Raw genomic sequence first — 21,478 nt, forward strand, 5'->3', positions numbered from 1 at the left:
CGTCCTCGGCCTCGCTCGCGGAGCCGAGCAGGCGGTAGGCGATCGCCTCCAGGCGCGGCCTGGATGCCTCGAACCGGTCCACGTCGTTCATGGTCAGGGCCATGGGCTGGATCCTAGTGCGGCCCGGGTTGTGTTCGGGGGGCCGCCTGCTCACATCCCGGACATGCCGCCGCCGGTGAGGCCCGGGGCCAGGGCCGGGAACCAGAAGACCGCGACGGCCAGGGCGATCGAGGCGACCCCCACGCCCCGGGCCACCAGGTGACCGGCCGGGGCGAGCTTCTCGGCGGTGATCACGACGGCCAGCGCCCCCATGGCCCACAGATTCATCACCCCGAAGGCCGCCAGCAGCACCATCAGGGCCCAGCAGCAGCCCAGGCAGAAGGCGCCGTGGTGGGCTCCGGCCCGCAGATCGCGCGAGGTCCGCGGGTACGAGGCGTAGCGCAGGATCAGCCCCAGCGGCGAGCGGCACTTCGCCAGGCAGCGGTCCTTGAGGGGGCTGAACTGGTAGAGGCCGCCGACCGCGAAGACGGCCGCGGCCACCGCGGCCCGCGCCGCCGCCGGGAGGTCGGCCGTCCGGCCGAGACCGGCGGCCAGCGCGTACGCCGGCAGCCCGGCCGCGGTCCAGACGAGCAGGTAGGCGACGGTGAACACGGCCATGCGCGGCGCCCGGTGGGCGGTGATGGTACGTGCGTACAGCGCGGCGACGGCTGCCGTGGCGGGCAGCATCATCGCGGCCGTCATCAGCGTCCACACGACCAGGAAGGCGGCCAGGTCCAGGCCCATGGTTCCGGACATCGCCTGCATGCCGCCCCAGCGCGCCACCAGCCACACCCAGGCGGCGGCAGCCGCGACCAGCAGCAGCGCGGCGGGACCCGCCCTGCGGCGGACGGTGACCGGGCCACTGCTCAAGCGGACCATGCGAACGGCGCCGAGTGCCCGTTGGCGCCGGCGAAGTCCCAGGACCGGCCGTAGACGCCCTCGCCCGTGGCACGGATGGACCGGGCGACCGTCAGATTGCTGTTCGCCGGGTGGAAGATGCCGGTCAGGCCCATCACGGGACCGTCCTCGCCGAACTGCGGGGCGATCTGGTCCTCGATCTCGATGTCGATGGCGTCCCCGACCCGGACGGCGTGGCGGCGGCCGTCGTCGCGGTAGTCGATGGGGACGCGCTCCACCCCGAGGACCTCGCCGACGAGCGGAGTGAGCGCCGCCATCGGTCCGCCGGCCTGGCCGGAGAAGATCCTGCCCAGCGCCTGCGCCTGGCCCTCGTCGGTCGACGCGTCGACGTACAGGGCCACCTGCCAGCCGCCCTCGGCCATCGCCTGCGGCGCGTCGATGAAGACGGCGACGCTGTGTCCGGAGACGTCCACGCCGTCCACGTTCCCGGCGTCCACATGGAACGCGAAGGTCACCTGACACCGCTCGTGGTCGGCCGGGGCGGCGAAGCCCGAGGTGGTGCAGGGACACACCACGTCGCAGTTGCAGCTCTCCAGGTACGTGCCGTTCAGACTCCAGGACATGGCTCTTCCTCCCTGTCGCATGTCCCCGTTGTGCGTCCCCCCCGGGGGCCTGCCCGGGCAGGCCGTCCCGGCGCCCCTGCCCACCACGCTATTCCCGGCGGTCGGGGCGCGCAGATCCGCGCCGGCCGGGCAACTGCTGCCGGTACGGGTGACGGAAGGCCGTGGGCACTGTCGATGGTGGCTGGCAGAGTGTCACGCATGACTTCAGTGACTGCGGCCGACTACGCCTGGATACGGTCCTCCCCGGTGTTCCGCCACGCGATGGACACCGGGTACACCCTGACCGCGGTGCGGGGCGTCGCCCCCGAGGAGGTGCTGCGGATCATGGGTGCGGAACCGCGGGGCACCTGTGCGGGGCTGGAGGAGCTGATCGAGGAGCAGGACGAGCTGCTCGATCCGATGGACTACTGGAACGAGTCCTTCCTCGCGGGCGCGTTCACCGTGCCGGGCGCCGGCGGCGACTGGACCCTCGTCATGCAGTTCGACAGCGGTACAGGAATGCAGCCACGTTTTCTCGAGGCCCTGTCCGTGGGCGGATGCGCCGTGGTGCACTCCAGCAACGGGGGCAAGCCCATGGACTTCTTCCACTGGTACGCGGACGGCGAGTGCCGCACCGGCTTCGAGTCACCCTGGTTCAGGGAGGGCAGCAGCCCCGACGAACTCAACCCCCTGCTGCTCGAGGTCGGTTTCGAGCTGACCCGGGACGAGGACGGCACCGGCGTGCATGTCGACGCCAAGGCCGCCGTCCTCGCTCTCGCCGAGCGGCTGACCGGGGTGCGGGTGACGGAGGAACTCCTGCGCGACGCCGAGTACCGGCTCGGACTCGTGCCGGAGGAGCCCGCCGAGGAGTGGACCACGGTCGTCGTCGACATCACCGACGCCCGGGGCGAGCGCTTCCACCGGGAATTCGCCCGCGAGGACGTCGAGGCCGCCATGGAACGCGCCCGCGCCCAGACCGAGGCACCGATGGTCATCCCCGGTACGCTGTTTCCTCCCCCCGCCCCCTGACATCGCGACGGTCCCGGCCCGGGCCGGCACACGGAAGGACGACGCAGACGATGGCGACAGCGCAGGAGGTCCGGACACTGGCGCTCTCCCTGCCGCGTACGGAGGAGGCGCTGGTACGGGACCAGGTCAAGTTCCGGGTCAACCGAATCGTCTACGTGGCGCTGTCCCGGGACGAGTTGTCCATGGGGTTCGCGTTCCCGCGGGAGGAGCGGCTTGCGCTGATCGCCTCGGAACCGGAGAAGTTCTTCATGCCCGCGGCCTCCGACGAGCGGTACAACTGGGTGCGGGTACGGCTGCCGGCGCTGGACGACGACGAGATGACCGAACTGGTGGTCTCCGCCTGGGCGATGGTGGTGCCCAAGCGGCTCTCGGCGGACCGGCTGGCCCGGCTGGACGTGAAGGCTGCGGGACGGCACGGCGAATCCGCCGGCGCTCCCCAGGAGGAGAACGACACGGACGCCGGCTGAGCGCGACCTCTGCCGATCATGCCGTGCGAAAACCGCCTCGTCGGTGCGGCACGGCTGGAAGGGTATGGGTGTTCGCGTCCGCAGACCGGAAGAGATGCACTCGGCATGGCTGTCATCCACCACACCGTCCTCACCCCGACCAAGCTGGAACTGCTCGCCTCCTGGCTGCCCGCACGGCCGTGGTACCGCGGCGGCGCGGGTGGGCCGGACCTGGCCAAGGCCGGCGGTTTCCGGCTGGACGACCCGCAGGGCGAGGTGGGGATCGAGTTCCTGGTGGTCACCGATGCCTCCGCCGCGGACCCGGCCGCCTATCTGGTGCCGCTCACCTATCGGGGCGCCCCGCTCGACGGGGCGGAGCACGCCCTCGTCGGCACCACGGAGCACGGGGTACTGGGGCGGCGCTGGGCCTACGACGGCGCTCACGACCCGGTCCTGGTCGCCCAGTTGCTGGCCCTGATCGAGGGCCGGGCCCAGGCGCAGGACCAGAACGCCAGCGACACCCCCGACCGGGAGGTCCTGCGCGCCTGCGCGAACGAAGTCCCGTTGAAGGCGGCGGACTTCACCACTGCCGAGGACGGTCCGGACGGGACCGAACTGTCGGCACCGCACGGTTCGGTGCTGCATCTGCACCGCCTGCTGCACCCCGCCCCGCAGGACGGTCCGCCCGTCCCGCCGGGCGGTGCGGCCGGCCATGTGGCGGGCTCCTGGTTGCTGCCGGACGGCACCCGTGCCCGCGGCCTGTTCGCCGCACTCCTGCACACCGACCGCCGCTCCTGACGCTGCACGCCGTCCTGCCGCTGCACGCCGTCCTGCCGCGGGCCGGGCAGCCTGCGGCAGGACGGGGCCGGGGCACCGACGGGCCCGGCGTGCTTCAGAGCTGGGTGGCCGGCTCCAGGGCCTCTACGGCCGCTGCCGCGGCGGCGGAGTCCTGACCGTAGAAGATGTCGATGTCGACCTCCTCGCCGCCCATGGTGAGTGTGTCCCAGGCGCCGCTGAGCACCAGCATGCGCAGCGTGCTGCTCTCCAGGGTCCCCAGGCGCTCCAGGATCGCCTCGTCGTCCGGCATGCCGGGCATGCGCTTCGCCAGCCGGGTGCGGATCCCGCGCAGCCGTTCCAGGAGCGTCGCGGTGTCCGCCTCGCGGTCCGGTTCCTCGGCGATCCCGTCGATGCCGTGCGCGATGATGTCCTTGATGGCCCAGGTGGCGCCCTGGTCGTCGGTGGTCACCATCGCCTTCCAGGCCCGGCTCTTGTGGCGGTACTGGAGCATCGACATGGCGGCCTCGTGACGCAGGAAGTCCGCGTCCCGGAAGGGCTTTCCGTTCCAGGCCGCGTTGAGGGACCGTGCCAGCGAGATCGCGGAGGCCAGGCCGCTGTTGAGCCCCCGGCCCGGCCAGAAGTGGATGGCGTTGGCGGCGTCGCCCAGCAGGAACCCGTACGTTCCGGGGGTGTTGGCGGTGGGCGGCAGCAACTCGGCGGTGAAGCGGGGGCGTTGCACCATGTCCAGACGGAACGAGGTGACCGCGCTCAGGTCCTCCGGTTCGACGCCGAACAGCCGCAGTCCCTCGCCCACCCGCTTCCACAGGGCCGAGCCCCTGATGAGCGCCGGGAGGAACAGGGTGCTGTGCGTGGAGCACTGGAAGTCGCCGTGCTCGTCGCGCGCCATCAGGCAGGGGCGGGAGGCGATGCACTCCTCGAAGACACGGCGCACCGGGTCGATGCCGACGACCTCCGCGACCTCCGCGTCCGTCAGCCGCATGTTGAGGAAGCCCTCGCCGCGCAGGGAGTTCAGCAGGAACCGGTTCTGCCCGACGGTCAGCAGTACCGCCATGGGGTCGGTCAGGCCCGACTTCACGCGCAGGCCGAGGACCACGTCCTGGAGATGGCGGCCGTCCAGCGAGTAGATGGACTCGTCGGCCTTGCCGAACTTGGCGGCGAAGTGCTCCCGGGTGTGCGACCGGCCGCCGTCGCAGATCGCCAGTACGTGCTGGGCGGCCAGCGCGTCCTGCTGTTCGTCGATGCTGAACCGGGTGGGCACGAGCCGGATGCGGCCCTGCTTCTCGTTCGCCACCTCCAGCAGCCGGTCCTCGATGTAGGCGATGCGCATGTTGCGCGGGTGGTGGTCGCCGATCGAGTCGGGGCCGGACGGCCACATCTCGGTGTAGTGGTCCGGGTCGAACAGCCGGGCCTGGGTCTCCTCGGGCAGGCTCAGGTACTGGCGGCTCTGCACGGTCACCACCTGCTGGCGCCGCACATTGCCCTGGCTCGCGTCCTTCCAGACGATCTTGCGGCCCTGCTTGCGCCACCGGCCGTCGTAGACGGTGATGCTGACCTGGGGGCCGAGGAGACGTTCCAGCAGCAGCGCCAGGGACAGGCCGACGGGGCCTCCGCCCGCGATGGTGACCCGCAGCACGGGTCCGTGTTCGGTCTCCTCGTCGCCGTGGGTCAAGGACCTCGGCAGGGAGAGCGCCATGATGGTCTCCATGGCGTCCGCGACCTCGAAGCGGAACTCCTGGTCGCCGATGGTGATGTCGTCACCGGGTGCGAGGAGTCGGGAGTCGATCTCCTCGCCGTTGACCAGGGTTCCGTTGCTGCTGCCGCAGTCGCGCAGCACATAGCCCTGGGTGTCGTCGAGGATGAGTTCCGCGTGGAATCGCGAGACGCTCAAACTGGAGATGACGACCGTGTTCTCGGAGTTGCGTCCGAAGGTGACCCGGGTGCCGATCACCGGTATGCGTTCTCCGGCCAGCAGTCCTTCGTGCCCAACAAGCACCGGCGCCACAGCACTTCCTTCCAAGGGTTGACCACATTGCCGCTGCCGCGGTGCCACCGGAACGCACCGCTGCGCGGGCAGGACCGGGCAGCGTGTGACGGGTAGGGCGGAGGAACTTCCGCTCGACGTAATTGAATTGCGAATGGTTCGGTTCTGGCGACAGCGTATCGCCGCCTGACCGGTACAGATGACTCATCATGCCCGATTCCGCAGCCGTTCGGGAGAGGCCTTCCGGCGGCCGCGGAGTGGACCTCACCAGGGGTGAGTTGGTCATCCTGCACCACATGCGTCACCAACAGACGCACGGCCGAGCGTGTCGCGGCGAATCATGACGAGTAATGGCGGATTCCGGACCTTTTCGGGCAGGTCTCCGGCTCGATTCCGACCACCCCCCCCGCCCTGCACAACAGGGGCGAACACGGTCGAATGGATGTACGTTTGAACGTACTGGCTGCGTGACCGCCCGCGGCGGCCGGGCTCCGAGCGCCCGGTCCGCCGTCGGCGTACCGGAAGGGGCTCCGTATGACTTCGCAGCAGGCACCTTCGCACGGTCCGCGGGCCGGGCGGGCGCGCTGGCCCGTACCCCTGCTGACGCTCTCGCTGGCGGCCACGGGCCTGGGCGGCGCCGGCGTCTCACATGCCGCGACCCTGCCGGAGGGATCCGCTCCGGCGGCCGTCGGCGCGACTGCGACCTGCGCCGACAAGGTCTTCACCGCGATGTCGGGGCCGCAGCGGATCGGTCAGCTCTTCATGGGCGGCATCAACGCGTCCAAGCCGGACCAGAAGCGGATCCAGGTGCTGCGCCAGTACCACGTCGGGTCGGTGTTCCTGGCGGGGCGCAGCAGCGCCGGCACGAAGGCGGTCAAGTCCCTCACCGACGGCCTTCAGGCGAAGGCCGACACCGTGTCGGGGCATCGGGTGGGCCTGCTGGTCTCCACCGACCAGGAGGGCGGCAAGGTGCAGGTGCTGTCCGGTCCCGGTTTCTCGACCATACCGAGTGCGCTGGTGCAGGGAGGATGGTCCACGTCGGCGCTTCGCAGCGCGGCCGCCGGGTGGGCGAAACAGCTCAAGTCGGCCGGGGTGAACCAGAACCTCGCGCCCGTCGCCGACGTCGTCCCGGCCAGCCTGGGCACCGGCAACGCGCCGATCGGCAAGTACGGCCGCGAGTACGGCCACACCGCCGCGACCGTGAGCTCCCACAGCGTCGCCTTCGCCGCGGGCTTCACCCAGTCCAAGGTGCTGACCACGTTCAAGCACTTCCCGGGACTGGGCTACGTCCGGGGCAACACCGACACCACGGCGAACGTGGTGGACTCGGTGACGACGACCAAGAGCGCGAGCCTCACTCCGTTCAGCGCGGGCATCAAGGCGGGTACGCCTTTCGTCATGGTCTCGCTGGCCACGTACAGCAAGATCGACGCGAAGCACCAGGCCGTCTTCTCCCCCACCGTGATCAACGGACTGCTCCGCAAGACCATGGGCTTCAAGGGTGTGGTGATCTCGGACGACCTCGGCAACGCGGTGGCCGTGAAGTCCGTGGCGGCGGGCAACCGCGCCCTGAACTTCCTGTCCGCGGGCGGGGATCTGGTCCTGACCGTCGAACCGAACCTGGTCCCGGCCATGGCCAAGGCCGTACAGACCCGGATGACACAGAGTTCGGCCTTCCGCGCCCAGGTGGACCAGAGCGTCCACCGCGTCCTGGCCGCCAAGCAGCAGGCGGGCCTGCTGTACTGCGGCTGACCTCGACAGCACTCGCGTACCGCGCGGCCCGGACCCGCCGGGGACGGGGGCGGGAACCGGGGGCGGGAACCGTGCACCGGCTCCCGCCCCGGGTCCGCCCCGGGTCGCCCCGGGTCCGCCCCCGGCGGCCGGTGTCAGCTCGCCGCGGTGAAGGTGTAGGTCCCCGCCGGCAGGTGGTAGCCGGCCTCGCCCACCGGGACCGCCTGGGGCGGCGCGACGACCGACTGCGGCCGTGAGGTGGGGACGTTCACGGCCGCGCAGGTGTTGACGGGCACGGTGACCCGCAGTTCCAGTCGTCCGGCGGAGATCGACCAGCTGCTGGACGCGCTGCCGTAAGGCGTCTCGTACGTGCTGTTCGCTGAGGTCAGGCCGCCGCCGGGCCGCGGTGCGATGCGCAGGGAGGCGTAACCGGGGCTCCCGGGGGCGAGGCCGCCGACCTGGCGGTAGAGGAAGTCGCCGACCGAGCCGAGACCGTAGTGGTTGAACGAGTTCATGCCCGGGTCGTTGAACGAACCGTCGGTGCGGATGCCGTCCCAGCGCTCCCAGACGGTGGTGGCACCGTGATCGATCATGTAACCCCAGCCGGGGAAGCCGCGTTGCAGCAGGATCCGGTACGCGGTGTCGACGTGGCCGTGGTCGGCCAGCACGGGCAGCAGGTTCTCGACGCCGAGGAAGCCGACGCTGAGATGCCCGTTCGTCGCGGCGACCTTGGCCGCCAGCTTGTCCGCGGCCGGCTGGATCAGGGGCGCAGGCAGCAACTCGAAGGCCAGGGCCAGCACATAGCCGGTCTGGGTGTTGCCGCGGACACTCCCGTCGGCGGCGACGAAGCGCGCGGTGAAGGCCGCCGCCACCTGGTCGGCGAGCCGCCCGTATGAAGTGGCCTCGGCCGTACGGCCGGTGGCCGCCGCCATCCGCCCGACCAGGCGCGCCGACCAGGAGAAGTAGGCCGTGCAGATGAGGTCCTGCGCCGTGTTGTCGTTGACGTTGAGCCAGTCGCCGAAGGTCTGCCGGTCGCGTATCAGGTCGCTGCCCGCGGTGCCGCGCAGATAGTCGACCCAGCGCGCCATCGCCGGGAAGTGCCGGTCGACGACGTCGAGATCACCGAAGCGCTGCCACAGCGTGTACGGGACGATCGTGCCCGCGTCGCCCCAGCCGGCCGTGCCGGAACCGCCGATGACCGCGGGGGCGACATCGGTGAAGGCGCCGTCGGCCTGCTGGGCGTCCGTCAGGTCGTCGGCGAACTTGGCCAGGAACGCGTGGGTGTCCAGGTTGAAGGTGGAGGTGGCGCAGAAGGCGGCGATGTCGCCCGTCCATCCCAGGCGCTCGTCGCGCTGGGGGCAGTCGGTCGGGATGGAGAGCATGTTGCTGCGCTCGCCCCAGACGATGTTGTGCTGAAGCTGGTCGATCAACGCGTCGGAGGTGTCGAACGTGCCCTGCTGCGCGGCATCGGTCCACACCGCGCGTCCTGTGACGGTGCCGCCGTCCGGGCTGAACCCGGTCGGCAGGCCGGTGAGTTCGACGTACCGGAAACCGTGGACGGTGAACCGGGGCTCGTACGTCTCGACGCCTCCGGTCCCGGCGAGGGTGAACCGGTCGGTGGCCTGGGCCGCTCGCAGGTTGGCGGTGTAGAGCGTGCCGTCGGCGTTCAGGACCTCGCCGTGCCGGACGGTGACCGTGGTGCCCGCGTCGCCGCGGACCGCGAGACGGCACCAACCGGTGAAGTTCTGGCCCAGGTCGAAGATCCACACCCCTGACCGCGGCTGCGTGATCGACACGGCACGGAACTCCTGCTGGACGGTCACACCGTGGTCGACCTGGGCGACCAGAGGGGGTGCGGTCCCGTCGCGGACGACCGCGCCGGCCCAGCCGCTGTCGTCGAAGTCGAGGCCGTCCCAGCCGTCGAGGTGCAGACGCGCGTCGTAGGTCTCGCCCTGGTACAGGTCGTCCGCCGTGATCGCGCCCGTGCCCGCTCTCCAACTGCCGTCCGTCGTCACCAGTTGGGTGCTGCCGTCGGTGAAGGCGATGTGCAACTGCGCCGCGTACCACGGCCGGTCGCCGTAGTGCCGGCTGCCGGCGAAGCCCAGACTGCCGGAGTACCAGCCGTTGCCCAGCCAGGCGCCGAGCACATTGGTCCCCTGCCGGATCGCCGAGGTCACGTCGAACACCTTGTACTGAAGGCGTTTGCCGTAGTCGGTCCACCCGGGGGCCAGCACGTCACGGCCGACCTTCGCCCCGTTGAGCCGGGTCTCGTGCAGCCCCAGCGCGGTGGTCAGCAACCGGGCGGAGGCCACCTGTCTGCCCACGGTGAAGCGCTTGCGCAGGAGCGGCGCGGGTCCGACGACGCGCACACCGGACCCCCAGGGACCGGTTCCGTACGAGGCCACCACGCGTGCGGCGGGCCAGTCGCCGTCGTCGAACCCGGGGGCCTGCCAGCCCGACGGAGCGCTCCGGTACGACTTCCACGACGCGTCGGTGACGACGGTCGGGCCGCCCGTCACCGTCAGCTTGGCGATGAGCGCGGCCGGCGACTGGCTGGTGTTGCTGCTCTCGATCGCGATGGTGTTGCCGCCGCTCAGGAGGTGGGCGGTGACATCGACGAGGGCGGCGCTCTTCCACGAGTCGGTCACCCGCGGCGAGGCGCTCACCAGGGTTCCGTTGATCCATACGTCCGCGGTGTCGTCCCCGGTGACGACCAGGGTCGCGGCGGCGGGCGCGCCGGACAGGGTGAAGGTCCGCCGGAAGCTGCGGGTCTCCACGGGACGTCCTGCCGCGGGATCGCCCTCGGGGTACCAGATCCAGCCGGCCCCGGACAGATCCGGGCCCTCGGGCCGCCCGATGAACGCGGCACGCCACTCGTCGGCCGCGGCCAGCAGCCCGGTCTCGAACCACTGCGGTGCGCTCCACGCGCCCGACCGGCCCTGGGTGTCCCAGACGCGCACCCGCCAGAAGTAGCGCGTCAGGCTCGCCAGCCCCGGTCCGGCACAGGCGATGTCGATCTGCCGGTCCGACGGGACCCTGCCGCTGTCCCACACGTCGCCGGTACCGTCGGCCGCGGCCGAGACCTGAATCTGGTAGGCGGCCTGCCGTTGCTGCGGCTCCGTCGAGTCGAGCCGCCAGCCGAACCGCGGCCGTACGCTGTCGACACCCAGCGGGGACGTGCGGCGTTCCACGGTGCAGGCGGCCACGCTCAACGGCGACGCGGCGGCGAGGTCGGGGGCGGCGACGTCGCGGTACCAAGGGGCCACACCGTAGGCGCCCAGGTCGCGGACGGCGGGCCAGCTTGCGTCGCCGAAGCCGGGCCGCTCCCAGCCCTCGGGCACGTCCTTGCCCGCCGACCAGGTGCCGTCGGTGACGACATCGGTCGTACCACCGGAGGTCTGGACGCGTACGCGCCCGATGACGCCGGCGGGTCCGCCCTGGTTGCGGCAGGCGAGCGCAAGCGTGTTGGCTCCGGCCCGCACAGCGGGGCGCAGGTCCACGTAGAGGGCCCTGCGCCAGGAGTCGACGACTCTGGGCGATGCCGCCAGCGGCTTCCCGTTCAGCCATACGTCGATCGTGTCGTCGCCCGTGACGACGAGCTGCGCGTCGCTCACGTCGCCTTCGGCGACGGTGAACCCGGCACGGAAGTACCGGTGTCCCGAGGGGGCGTCGGTGCGCGGATCGCCTTCCGGATACCAGATCCAGTGCGCCGGGGAGAGCTCGACGGGCGGCACCTGAGGTGTGCCGGTGGCCGCCTGCGCCCGGGCGGGCAGGGCGCCGACGGCACCCGCGGCGAGGGCGCCCGCGGCCAGCGCCGATCCGGCGCCGAGGAAGTGGCGTCGGCTGAGCGGGGGTTGGCGGCGGGGGGTGGGCGAGTCGGCACCGTGGGGGGTGAGGTGACTGACCAACGGAGTACTCCTTCACACACGTGGTCGGGCGAAGCAGAACGGCTCGGCAGTGCGGCGGACACGAACGCATGGGCCGGTCCCGGCGCAGGCGCGGTGGTCGTCGATCCGAGGAGCGCGTGCGCACGGTGGAGGCAACGGGATTGAAACGATTCAATTCATCGATGCGGTCGCACCATATGAGCGTTGCCGGAGGGGGTCAATAGGTTCGACGCGCCATTCGACGCGCCATTCGACACGGCATTCGACACGGCACCACACACCCGCACCCCTGCCGCCGGACACGGCGTCGAACCCAGGGCAGGCACACAGAGCGCCGGGCCTGTCCGGCGGATCATGCCGCAGACGCGGGGTCCGTTGCGCACACCCGGGCCGATACGGCACCGCAGCTTTCCTGCGACTTGATCCGCCGGACAGGCCCTAGCCGAACAGCACGGCCAGCCCCGCGACCATCCCCAGGAGCAAGAGGTCGACCAGCACCGCGTACAGGATGCACAGCCAGCCCACCACGATGGCCGCCAGCGACAGCCAACGCCCCTCCGCTCCATGCTTCTTGGCGCGACGGCGCCCCAAGTGCCCGGAAACGATGGCGACAAATGCGCAGACGATCAACAGGCCCAGAATCGCCGCCGAGTACGTCACGGTGAGCCAGCCGCCCATGACGGAACCGCTCGCATAGACCACGCCGGCCACGGCGGCATACACGCTGACGACGGCGGGCTTGTTACGGGTCCGGTCGACCGTCCGGGGCGGGGCGCTCATGATCCGAACGATAACCGACACGGCAGGGGCGTCCACGGGGCCGGTTCGGGGCCTGGTCCGGATGAGATCACGTTCGGGTTCGGGGGAGTCCGAGACCTGGGGAGCCACGGTGGCGCGTGCCGGTCCGATGTGCCGCCGCCCCTGGTCGGCTGCCGCCCCGACTCCCCCTCCCGGGGCGCTTTCCGGCCACCCCCGACCGGAAGACCGGCTTGCCAGTCGATCACTCCACAGGGGAGACTTCTACAGGACTGTAGATCGTGCTGGGGAAGGCAGACCTGATGTTCGGCTTGAGTGAGCTCGCGGTGATACTCGTCGTGGTCGTCGCGGTCCTGGGGGTCAAGAAGCTGCCCGAGCTGACGCGGTCCGCGGGCAAGGCCGCGCGGATCTTCAAGAGCGAGGCCAAGGCGTTCAAGGAGCAGGACGATCCGGGTGGAGCAGCCGGATCCGGCCATGCGGCTTCCGGCAACGCGGTCTCCGGCAAGATCGTCGATCGGGACGGTAATCCCCTCTCCTGACGGCACGGGCGTCTCCTGAAGGCACGGGCGCGGTCCGTCGAAGGCACGGGCGCGGTCCGTGGGCATGGGCATGGACAAGGGCCGCCCCCTTCCCGGGTCCCGGCCGGAACCCGGCGAGGGTCACGGCCTCATGCCCACCATCACGACCAGCACGACCACGAGCAGAGCGACGTAGGCGACAGAATGAACGCGGTCCGGGACCCGGCCGGTGACCCGCCTCGCCACGGCGATGGCGGGCAGTGATCCGAGGAGCAGGGCGGCGGCCGAGGGGAGATCCACGTACCCGAGTCGCCCCGGACCGGCGGGCATCGCGGGAGCGAGCGCGTAGACGAGGCTCGCGGCCAGGGCGACGGGGACGCTGAGCGGGTTGGCCAGGGCGGTCGCCTCGGCCATGGGCAGGCCTCTGCGGCGCAGCAGCGGAACCGTCATGACGCTGCCGCCCACGCCCAGACCGGCCGCGACCAGCCCGATGCCGACACCGCCGAGGGTGACGGTGCGCCTCCCCAGCGCCTTCGGGCGGGCCTGATCCGTCACGGACAGGAAGCCCTTCCTCAGCACACTGTCGGCGATCGTCACCAGCAGGTAGACGGCGAACAGCAGACGCAGCGCCGTACCGCCGACGAGGGTGGCCACGAAGGCTCCGCCGACGGCGCCGACCGCGATGAACGCGGCCAGCGGCCAGATGTAGGCGCGGTGCAGCCGACCCTGCCGCCATTGGGCCAGCGCGGCCGCGGCGGCGTTGACGACCATGACCGCCGCCGAGGTCGCCACGGCCACGTGCATGGCGTCGGTGTCCCTGCCCGGACTCCCCGGATCGGCCGCCACGGTCAGGACGCCGTAGACGACGGGGACCGTGACGAATCCGCCGCCGAAGCCGAAGAGCACGGTCGTGATGCCGGTCAGGCATCCGAGGGACACGAGGAGGGAGAGGGAGGTCAGCACGGTCCGACGCTAAAGATCATCCGCCTTGGCGGGCAATCGACGAACTGCCGACTTCCTACGCGAAGCAGACAGGTCGCGCGGATCCGCATACCCTCGCGCCATGCGCAACATCCCGCTCGCGGAGGTGGACGACCTCGATCGCGCGGTGCTGGCCATCGGCACCGACTACCCCCGTGACCATCTGCTCGCCCGGCACGAACACCGCCGCGCCCAGGTCCTGTACGCGGCCACCGGCAGCATGCGGGTCGAGACGGCGGACGGCAGCTGGACGATCCCCACCGCGCGCGCCGTGCTCATCCCGCCCATGACGGGACATCAGGTCACGCTGACGGACGTGAGCACCCGCAGCCTGTACATCGAACCGGCCGCCGTACCGTGGTTCCCGTCCCGCTGCCGGGCCGTCGACGTCTCCGCCCTGCTGCGGGCGCTGATCCTGGAAGCGGTCGAGATGGAGCCGCGCTACGCCGAGCACAGCCGCGACGCGGCCGTCGTCGCCCTGATCCTCCACGAGCTGCGCAGCCTCGCCCCACTCCCCCTCGACCTGCCGTTGCCCTCCGATCCGCGGCTGCGCGGCCTGTGCGAGGCGTTCCTCCGGCAGCCGGACATCCACGACCCGCCCGCCCGTTGGTGCGGGGAACTCCACATCAGCGAACGCACACTGGCCCGTCTGTTCCGGCGCGGCACCGGTCTGAGCTTCTCGCAGTGGCGACAACGCGCCTGCGTGCTGCACTCCTTGCACCATCTCGCCGCCGGCCTGCCCGTCGCGCGCATCGCGGCCCTGCTCGGCTACGACAACCCCGCTGCCTACACCTCCGCGTTCGGCAGGCTCCTCGGCCGGCCGCCGACGGCGTACCGGAACGCACCGGACCCGGATTCCGCCGCCGCACCGGCGCGGGACTCCGGGTCCCGGTGACGGACTCGGCGCCGTCCGCACTCGCCGCAATCGGCGTCGAGATCCTGGACACCGGGAGCCGCAGCCGGGAGCCGGACTCCGTTCAGGTCGCGCGGGTGAGGCCGGTGGCATGGCGCAGGCTCTCGGCGATCGCGTGCGGGATGTCGTCGACCGGGAACAGCACATGCCGTACGACGCGTTCGGCGTCGACGACCAGGATCAGACGCTTGTGGCACAGGCGGCCGGCGCCACGGAAGGTGGGCAGCCGCAGCGCAGCCGCCAGTTGATGGGCCGCATCCGAGTGAAGGGCGTACGGGATGTCCTCCGTTCGGGCGAACTCCAGCTGCTCGTGCACGGGTTGGGTACTGACCCCGCGCACGTCCACCCCCGCCTCGCGGAAGTCGGGCCAGGCGTCACGGAAGAGCCGGTACTCCGGCCCGCAGCCGACGGCTCCGGGAATCTCCTCGTCCCACTCCACCCGTGTGCCCGGACAGGTGAACAGCACGGTCGCCGCGGCCTGCGGGGACACCAACGGGAGGTCGGCACCGTGCGTGCCGGGCAGCACCAGGCCGTCGGGCAGCCTGGTGCCGACCAGGGCGTGGACCCGGGCGTGTTCGGCGCCGCCCTCCTGCACGGTCGCGGTGAGAGTCCCGTCGCCCAGCACCCACCGGTCGCCCCAGTCCTGCATCGCCACGAGCAGCGGCAGCAGGGCCGCACCGGCGTCGGTGAGCAGGTACTCGTAGCGCACCGGGCGCCGTTGGTACAGGCTGCGGCGCAGGACGCCGTGGGCGACGAGACGCCCCAGACGCTCCGTCAGAACCTTGCGCGACAGGCCGATCTCGGCGGCCAGCGCGTCGAAACGGACGTGTCCGCCGGCGACTTCGCGCAGCACGAGTACGTTCCACCAGTCCCCCAGGACCAGGGCGGCCTGCGCGATGCCGCAGTTCTCGTCCGCGTTGTGCATCCTCATGCGCCCATAGTAAGTTCCTTTTCGGGACTCACTTTGTTTCTGGAGAAAACTTTCCGCCCGCGTCAGGCGGGCCCAGCATGAGGAGTTGCACCGTGACCGTCATCAGCCGGGTCGTCGCACGGGAGATCATCGACAGCCGGGGCAATCCGACCGTCGAGGTCGACGTGGAACTCAGGGACGGATCACGCGGCCGGGCGGCCGTCCCGTCGGGCGCCTCCACCGGGGCCCGCGAGGCGGTCGAACTGCGGGACGGGGATCCGGCCCGGTTCCACGGCAAGGGCGTACAGCGCGCGGTGGACGCCGTGAACGAGACCATCGCGGACGCCGTGAACGGACTCGACGCCGACGATCAGGCGACCGTCGACCGCACCGTGATCGAGCTGGACGGCACCGACACCAAGGCGCGGCTGGGCGCCAACGCCCTGCTCGGCGTCTCCCTGGCCACCGCCAAGGCCGCCGCGGCCTCGCACCACCTGCCGCTGTACCGCTACGTCGGCGGGGTGGACGCCCGGCTGCTGCCGGTGCCGATGATGAACATCGTCAACGGCGGTGCCCACGCGGACAATCCGCTGGACTTCCAGGAGTTCATGATCGCCCCCATCGGCGCGGCGACCTTCGCCGAGGCCGTCCGGATGGGCTCGGAGGTCTTCCACACCCTGCGCGGCAACCTCGTCGCCGCCGGCCACAGCGTGAACGTCGGCGACGAGGGCGGCTTCGCCCCCGACCTGCGCACGGCCGAGGAGGCGCTGGACTTCGTCGTCCGGGCCATCGAACAGACCGGTTACAAGCCGGGCACCGACATCACCCTCGTCATGGACCCGGCCACGTCGGAGTTCTTCCGCGACGGCGTCTACGACTACACCGGCGAAGGCGTCCGCCGTACGCCCGCCGAGCACGCCGACTACCTCGCCGGCCTCGTGGACCGCTACCCGGTCGCGTCCATCGAGGACCCGATGGCCGAGGACGACCACGACGGCTGGCGCGAGCTGACCACCCGGCTCGGCGACCGCTGCCAGCTCACCGGCGACGACGTCTTCTGCACCAACGAGACCCTGCTGCGCGCCGGGATCCGTGACGGCGTCGCCAACTCGATCCTGGTCAAGGTCAACCAGATCGGCACCCTCACCGAGACGCTGGCCACCGTCTCCACCGCGCACCGCGCCGGCTACACGGTCGTGATGTCCCACCGCTCCGGCGAGACCGAGGACACCACGATCGCCGACCTGGCCGTCGCCACCGGCTGCGGTCAGATCAAGACCGGATCACTGTCCCGCTCCGACCGTACCGCCAAGTACAACCAACTCCTGCGCATCGAGGAGGAGTTGGGCAGTAAGGCGCGGTACGCGGGCCGGGAGTTCCTGGGCCTGCGCCGATAACCGCCCTCCCCTGCCGCACACCTCGGCCCGCCGGACACCCGGCGGGCCGAACTGTTTCCGCGACGGTGGACGGTGCACCGGACGAGGCGCGTGGCCGGCGTCGGCGCACACCGACAACTTTTCTTTTCTTGACAACCGATTCTGTCGGACGCATGCTGGAGGGGCAGCCGGACATCTCCGCGGCAGGACCCCCACCCCAAAACCGAGGGAATCTCTCATGCGCACCTTGATCAGCACGGCCTTCGTCTCGCTCGACGGCGTCGTGGAGGCCCCGGGCGGCGAACCCGGTTACCGGAACTCCGGCTGGGTCTTCAAGGGGGTCGAGTTCGCCGCCGAGGCGCTCGAGATCAAGGGGCGGGAACAGCTGGAGTCCACCGCGATGCTGATGGGCCGGGGCAGCTACGAGGGCTTCAGCCCCGTATGGCCCGACATGGCCGAGTTCGCTCACTACAACGCGATGCCGAAGTACGTCGTCTCCACCACCCTCACCGAGGACAAGCTCGTGTCCGGCTGGGGCGAGACCACCGTCCTGCGCTCACTCGACGAGGTCGCCGCCCTCAAGGAGACCGAGGGCGGCCCGATCATCGTCCACGGCAGCGCCTCCCTCAACCACGCCCTCTCGGACGCGGGCCTGATCGACCGCTACCACCTGCTCGTCTTCCCGCTGCTGCTCGGTGCGGGCAAGCGAATGTTCAGCACCACGGACAAGGACACCCAGAAGCTGAAGCTCGTCGAGCACGAGGTCTACGCCAACGGAGTCCAGAAGCAGGTCTTCGACGTGGTCCGCTGACGGCACGGCGGGGCCGTCGGGGCCGTCACCGCGCGGCCGTCAGTCCGTCGCGGCGGGCAGGTACCGGGCCACCGCGAGCCTGGCCAGCACCGCGAGTCCGGCGAAGTAGGAGACGCAGTACTCCTCGTTGATCAGCGGAACGACCTTGTCGAGGTCGGCGATGCACGCCCAGAGATATGCGCTGGAGCGGTCGTCGAGTCCGCCGTCCAGTTCCCTCTGGACGAGACCGGCGACATCGGCGTCCACCAGAATCAGCTCGACGCCGTCGATGTCGACGCCGCGGAAGCTCTCGGGGTAGGGCGCACGCCGGTGCGCCTCCCAGAGCACGGCGAGCCGGTCGTCGTGTCGTGCCCCGCCCGTGTCGCAGGGTGTCGGCTCCGCCGTGACAGACGGACGGAGGAGCAGGTCGACGGTGTCGAAGAGGGTGCGCACCATGATCAGGGCCCCCTCCGGAGTGACCGCGCCACTGGTCGCCGCACCTCGCGCGATCCTGTCGCGCAGCGCGCGGCAGCGTTCGAGGCCGGCGGCTCTCTCGGCATCGACGAGCCCCTCGGCGGCCGCCCGCCCGATCAGGTCCTCCGGTGACGCGTCGGAGGCCAGCCGCTCGGCGAGGACCTGCTCCAGGGCGTAGAGGGCATGCGTGACGGCGACGGTGGCGAACTCGTACCGGTAGTAGGAGTGGCGGATGAGCTCCCGGGAGGTCTCCAAGGCGCTCTTGACCGGCATGGACGCGGCACCGGGCAGCACGAGCCCGGCGACCAGGCCGTGCATGCCCGAGTAGTCGGGCGCGACGTTGCGGGAGCGCGGGTCCGGCAGCGGCAGCGGCGGGGGGCCGGACGTCGGCCGAGGAGTGTCCACCTGCGCGATCCTGCCGTGAACACAGGCCGCTGTCGCCGGAATTCGCCCACGGCGGCACCCGGCGCACGGCTCGGCACTCCCCCGTACCCCTCCGTCCCCCGCCGCCGAACAGGCCCTAGGTGACGTGGAGGGTGTACGGGCCGGTCGCGTGGGCGGTCAGGCGCCAGCCGCCGGGCCGGGTCGACAGCTGTACGCCGGTGAGGCCGCGTACCTCGGTCGCCGGGCGGCTCGCGCCGGGGATCCACACGTCCAGGACGCCCGCCCCGGTGCCCGACAGCCGCAGGTCCCGGTCGGTCACTGAGGACTTCAGGGAGGTCAGCCGGCCGGGAGCGCTGCGCGGGTACGCCTGGGACAGCGCCGTGGTCTCGAAGGCCGGGCTCGGCAGCGGCTTGCCGTCGGGGCAGGTGTACAGCACGACGCCGCCGCCCGAGGTGGTGGCCGCGGGGTCGTTCTGCGGGTCGCCGCAGGCCTTCTTCCACACCCAGATCGCCGAGCCCAGCATGTCGGTGTTCTGCCGTTCCAGGAACCGCTCGAAGCGCGAGCGGAAGTCCTCGGGCTCCCCGAACCATCCCCACTCGCCCGACCACAGCGGAGCCCCGTACGCCCGTGCGGTGCGCTCGGCGGTGGTGTAGCCCTGCTCGATCGAGGTCAGGGTGACGCCCAGTCCCTGGTCCATGGTGATCGACTCGCTGTAGAGGTGCGGCGAGAAGACGAGCAGCGGGTCGTCGGCGAACCCGGCCGGCGGGGTGGTGTCGAAGCCCAGGCCCGACCAGAGGATCGACGGTTCGAAGAACACCAGGTGGTGGAAGCCGTCGGGATTCTTCGCCTCCGCGGCCCGGATCGAGGTGATCGCCTGCTGGTACAGGCGTCCGAGCAGGAGCGAGGAGGTGACGCCCGGAGCGTTGCCCGGGCCTGGCTCGTTGAGCAGGTCGTAGCCGGCGACGGCGGGCTCGTCCGCGAAGGCCTCGGCGAGACGGCCCCAGGTGCGGGCGAACCCGGTGCCGATGCCGTCGGTGTTGTCGTAGAGGTTGGTGAACGCCTGCTGCACATTGGGCGCGAGGTCGCGGCCGAGGAAGCCGCAGGCCCGGGCGCCGTCGGTGCGGGTCGCCCACTCGGGTGCGCCGTCGTTGCCGAACTCCGGTGAGGCGTTGGCGCGGCAGCGCGTTCCCGGCTCGGCGGTGACGTACTTCGAGAAGGTGTCCTGGTGGATGTCGAGGACGGTGTAAATCCCGTGGGCGGCGGCCTGGTCGACCGCGGTGCGCACCCGTGCGAGGTACGCCTCGTCGAACTCGCCGCGCTCCGGCTCCAGGGCCGACCAGGACAGGGCCAGCCGCTGCACGTCGAACCCGTAGCGGGCCATCAGCGCGTAGTCGGAGTCCTCCAGGGGCCACACCGTGGGCTTGGACGGGTCGGGCTGTCCGTAGTCGATGAGCTGGTTCACGTTCACGCCCCGGAGCAGCACCTGCCGCCCCTGGCTGTCACCGATCACCGGAGGCTGTCCGTCCCGGCGCAGGACGGTGAGCGGCAGCAGTCCGTTCAGGTCGCGGCCTGCGGCCTGCGTGCGCGCGTCGACGAGGGCCATCGGTGTGGCCGTCGTGCCCGACGACGGCAGGGTGCCGGTGGCGAGCGCCAGCACGGCGGCGACCGCGACGGGCGGCGCCCACCGGGCGGCGTGGGCGAGACGGCCGCGTTCGGCCGAGGGCGCCGTCCGGTGCCGCCATGCCAGCTCCGCGGCCCAGGGGACGCCCACGACGCCCGCGCACACGCCTGCGGTCACACCCTCCGCGACCCGCACGAGCGCGGAGGCGACCGGGAACAGCGCCCCGCCGAAACCGTTCAGGCCCCCGTCGAGCACCCACAGCGGCACGAAGCCGAGAACGCCCGCCGCGGTGAGCGTCGTCGCGAGCGACCACAGCGTCACCCCGGTACGGGCCCGGGACAGTCCGGGCGACACCACCCGGCGCCAGAGCGCGAGACCGGCGAACGCCGCCACGCCCCCGGCGACCAGCGTCGCCACGGCGCGGCCGCCCGGTATCGGACCGGCGGCCCAGGCGAACACACCGGCGCCCGTCTGGAGCGCCACGGCGACACCGGCGGGCAGCCAGGCGAACCCGGCGATCTGGTTGATGCCGACGGCCGGGTCCGCCGCGGCGCGCTCAGCGACCTCGACGGTCTCACCGGTCTCGACGCCCTCGACGGCCCTGCGGCGCAGGCGCCACACACCGATCCGGTACGCCGACGCCGCCGGGCCCGCCACCAACGGCCCGAAAGCGGCGTACTTCGCGCCGGTCAGACCGCACTCGGCCGACAGCGACCCGAGCGTCGGAAGCAGGTGCAGTCCGTCCGGGCCGGCGACCACGAGCAGCAGCACGCTGTAGGCCAGCTTGGCCAGGAACGCCACCAGGACCAGACTCGACCAGACCGCGCCGAGGACCCATCGCGCCCGCGCCCGGGGAGCGGCGGCGCGCACCACCCGGTGGACGGCCAACGCGCTGCCACCGATCAGCAGAGGCAGGAACACCACCGTGGCCCAGGCGGGACTTGTGGCGTTGCCCGGTACGAAACCCGCGTCCGGCCAGTTCTCGGGGGCGAACAGTCCGGTCCCGTCGACATGGCCGAGGGCAGCACACAGCACCGCGAGTACGACCGCGGTGGTGAGGGACGCGATGCGGGCGAGCCGACGGCCGCCACGCTGATCATCGAGCATGGATGGAGAAGATAGAGCAGCTCCGAGGCCTGTGGAAGGCCTGTGAGCAGGAATTTCTCCCGGCATCCGGCGCCCCGGCAGGTCCGGAGGTCGCTGCGGCTCCTGGTTGCCGCCGACCCCTGAGGGGCGGGCCGCGCGTGCGCGGATCGGGGCGTTTGACATGCTCCTCGCCCTGAAGGGCGAGGATTCTGGCCTTCCCGGACTGGTTGCCGTGCCGCTACGCGGCACGGTTTCCGGTCGGGAGTCCGTGGCTTCCTGTTTCTTCGCGCTGTGCCAG

General features: G+C 71.4%; 17 protein-coding genes and 1 pseudogene. 8 read left to right on the forward strand and 10 right to left on the reverse strand.

Annotated elements, in window-relative coordinates; genetic code table 11:
- The 3 genes and pseudogenes from ABT085_RS24515 to ABT085_RS24525 all read right to left on the reverse strand — a co-directional run.
- Positions 1–103, reverse strand: a pseudogene (locus tag ABT085_RS24515) (RNA polymerase subunit sigma-70); the annotation flags it as partial.
- A gap of 47 nt (positions 104–150) precedes the next feature.
- Complete coding sequence (locus ABT085_RS24520) at positions 151–909, reverse strand: DUF2182 domain-containing protein (RefSeq protein WP_351611742.1); 759 nt, start codon at positions 907–909, stop codon at positions 151–153.
- Complete coding sequence (locus ABT085_RS24525; protein ID WP_351611745.1) at positions 906–1,520, reverse strand: DUF1326 domain-containing protein; 615 nt, start codon at positions 1,518–1,520, stop codon at positions 906–908. Before ABT085_RS24525 ends, ABT085_RS24520 begins: the two co-directional genes overlap by 4 nt.
- A 198-nt stretch (positions 1,521–1,718) precedes the next feature.
- Here ABT085_RS24525 and ABT085_RS24530 point away from each other — a divergent pair, with 198 nt between their 5' ends.
- From ABT085_RS24530 to ABT085_RS24540, 3 genes are all read left to right on the forward strand, one after another.
- A complete protein-coding gene (locus tag ABT085_RS24530; RefSeq protein ID WP_351611748.1) occupies positions 1,719–2,528 on the forward strand; it encodes a DUF6461 domain-containing protein in 810 nt (269 codons plus the stop codon).
- A 50-nt stretch (positions 2,529–2,578) separates the two neighbouring features.
- Positions 2,579–2,995, forward strand: a complete 417-nt coding sequence (locus tag ABT085_RS24535) for an MmcQ/YjbR family DNA-binding protein (protein ID WP_351611750.1) — start codon at positions 2,579–2,581, stop codon at positions 2,993–2,995.
- A 105-nt stretch (positions 2,996–3,100) separates the two neighbouring features.
- Entirely contained in the window at positions 3,101–3,772 is a 672-nt protein-coding gene (locus tag ABT085_RS24540; protein WP_351611754.1) for a maltokinase N-terminal cap-like domain-containing protein, read from the forward strand.
- Between the two features lie 94 nt (positions 3,773–3,866).
- Here ABT085_RS24540 and ABT085_RS24545 read toward each other — a convergent pair whose 3' ends face one another.
- Positions 3,867–5,765 (reverse strand): FHA domain-containing protein, encoded by a 1,899-nt coding sequence (locus tag ABT085_RS24545; protein WP_351611757.1) that lies wholly within the window; start codon positions 5,763–5,765, stop codon positions 3,867–3,869.
- A gap of 522 nt (positions 5,766–6,287) precedes the next feature.
- Between ABT085_RS24545 and ABT085_RS24550 the strand changes: the two genes are divergently transcribed.
- On the forward strand, positions 6,288–7,505 hold the full coding sequence (locus ABT085_RS24550) for a glycoside hydrolase family 3 N-terminal domain-containing protein (RefSeq protein WP_351611760.1): 1,218 nt from the start codon (positions 6,288–6,290) through the stop codon (positions 7,503–7,505).
- A 134-nt stretch (positions 7,506–7,639) separates the two neighbouring features.
- Here the strand turns inward: ABT085_RS24550 and ABT085_RS24555 are convergent, their stop codons facing one another.
- Both ABT085_RS24555 and ABT085_RS24560 read right to left on the reverse strand, forming a co-directional pair.
- Entirely contained in the window at positions 7,640–11,392 is a 3,753-nt protein-coding gene (locus ABT085_RS24555; protein ID WP_351611762.1) for a family 78 glycoside hydrolase catalytic domain, read from the reverse strand.
- A gap of 417 nt (positions 11,393–11,809) precedes the next feature.
- Positions 11,810–12,151, reverse strand: a complete 342-nt coding sequence (locus ABT085_RS24560) for a DUF4190 domain-containing protein (protein WP_351611764.1) — start codon at positions 12,149–12,151, stop codon at positions 11,810–11,812.
- A 278-nt stretch (positions 12,152–12,429) separates the two neighbouring features.
- On the opposite strand from ABT085_RS24560, the gene ABT085_RS24565 reads away from it, so the two are divergent.
- Positions 12,430–12,666, forward strand: a complete 237-nt coding sequence (locus ABT085_RS24565; protein WP_351611793.1) for a twin-arginine translocase TatA/TatE family subunit — start codon at positions 12,430–12,432, stop codon at positions 12,664–12,666.
- Positions 12,667–12,786: 120 nt separating this feature from the next.
- On the opposite strand, the gene ABT085_RS24570 is transcribed toward ABT085_RS24565, so the two are convergent.
- Positions 12,787–13,608, reverse strand: a complete 822-nt coding sequence (locus ABT085_RS24570; RefSeq protein ID WP_351611767.1) for a sulfite exporter TauE/SafE family protein — start codon at positions 13,606–13,608, stop codon at positions 12,787–12,789.
- A gap of 100 nt (positions 13,609–13,708) precedes the next feature.
- Here ABT085_RS24570 and ABT085_RS24575 point away from each other — a divergent pair, with 100 nt between their 5' ends.
- Positions 13,709–14,521, forward strand: coding sequence for an AraC family transcriptional regulator (locus ABT085_RS24575; RefSeq protein ID WP_351611770.1), 813 nt, complete (start codon positions 13,709–13,711; stop codon positions 14,519–14,521).
- Positions 14,522–14,603: 82 nt separating this feature from the next.
- Here ABT085_RS24575 and ABT085_RS24580 read toward each other — a convergent pair whose 3' ends face one another.
- The gene (locus ABT085_RS24580; protein WP_351611777.1) at positions 14,604–15,470 is read right to left on the reverse strand and encodes a winged helix-turn-helix transcriptional regulator; all 867 of its coding nucleotides are present in this window, start codon (positions 15,468–15,470) and stop codon (positions 14,604–14,606) included.
- 77 nt (positions 15,471–15,547) lie between these two features.
- On the opposite strand from ABT085_RS24580, the gene eno reads away from it, so the two are divergent.
- Positions 15,548–16,846: a phosphopyruvate hydratase gene (gene eno / locus ABT085_RS24585; RefSeq protein WP_502982799.1), complete on the forward strand. Its 1,299-nt coding sequence runs from the start codon at positions 15,548–15,550 to the stop codon at positions 16,844–16,846.
- Between the two features lie 217 nt (positions 16,847–17,063).
- The gene (locus ABT085_RS24590) at positions 17,064–17,636 is read left to right on the forward strand and encodes a dihydrofolate reductase family protein (protein ID WP_351611783.1); all 573 of its coding nucleotides are present in this window, start codon (positions 17,064–17,066) and stop codon (positions 17,634–17,636) included.
- Positions 17,637–17,675: 39 nt separating this feature from the next.
- Here the strand turns inward: ABT085_RS24590 and ABT085_RS24595 are convergent, their stop codons facing one another.
- Together ABT085_RS24595 and ABT085_RS24600 are read right to left on the reverse strand one after the other, a co-directional pair.
- Positions 17,676–18,494: a cytochrome c oxidase subunit Vb family protein gene (locus ABT085_RS24595; protein ID WP_351611786.1), complete on the reverse strand. Its 819-nt coding sequence runs from the start codon at positions 18,492–18,494 to the stop codon at positions 17,676–17,678.
- 115 nt (positions 18,495–18,609) lie between these two features.
- Positions 18,610–21,201 carry a cellulase family glycosylhydrolase gene (locus tag ABT085_RS24600; protein WP_351611790.1) on the reverse strand — a complete coding sequence of 864 codons (2,592 nt, stop codon included), beginning with the start codon at positions 21,199–21,201 and terminating at the stop codon, positions 18,610–18,612.
- Positions 21,202–21,478 lie beyond the last annotated feature (277 nt).

Source organism: Streptomyces sp. NPDC002265 (assembly GCF_040296125.1).
Classification (GTDB): domain Bacteria; phylum Actinomycetota; class Actinomycetes; order Streptomycetales; family Streptomycetaceae; genus Streptomyces.